General features: G+C 49.0%; 1 protein-coding gene. It reads left to right on the forward strand.

Annotated features, from left to right (window positions below; genetic code table 11):
• Positions 1–30: 30 nt before the first annotated feature.
• On the forward strand, positions 31–614 hold a 584-nt coding region (locus R7040_RS27715; RefSeq protein ID WP_318097782.1), incomplete at its 3' end, for an isoaspartyl peptidase/L-asparaginase family protein.

The raw sequence follows: 614 nt of genomic DNA on the forward strand, positions 1-614 counted from the left end.
GTGTAGTGCAAATCATACAAGGAATAACAGTTGGACAAAGCGATGACGAAACCGTTATCAATTGCCATTCACGGCGGAGCAGGCACCATTTTGCGTGAACAAATGAGTGATGAACTTCAGCAATCCATCTTGGCAGACTTAGAAGCTGCGGTAAAAGCAGGACACCAAATACTCGAACAAGGCGGAGAAGCGCTTGATGCGGTGGTCGCTGCGGTAAAAGTACTGGAAGACTCTCCCAACTTTAATGCTGGTAAAGGCTCGGTTCTTACTCACAACGAAATGGTAGAAATGGATGCCTCTGTGATGGATGGTCGCAACCTTGCCGCAGGTGCTGTCGCGGGCGTTAGGCACATTAAAAACCCGATCGAGCTGGCTCGGGATGTAATGCTTCGCAGCAACCATGTGTTGTTGGTTGGTGAAGGCGCTGAGAAGTTTGCTTTTGAACAAGGTCATCAATACACCGAACAAGATTACTTCTTCACAGATCGCCGTTATGAACAGCTGCTCTCAATGCGTGAGAAAGGTTTGCTTGCGTTATCTGAGTCTCGTTACCCGGATGATCGTAAACACGGCACCGTAGGCGCAGTGGCGTTAGACCAGCAAGGCAACTTAGC

Source organism: Vibrio sp. 1069, assembly GCF_033340555.1.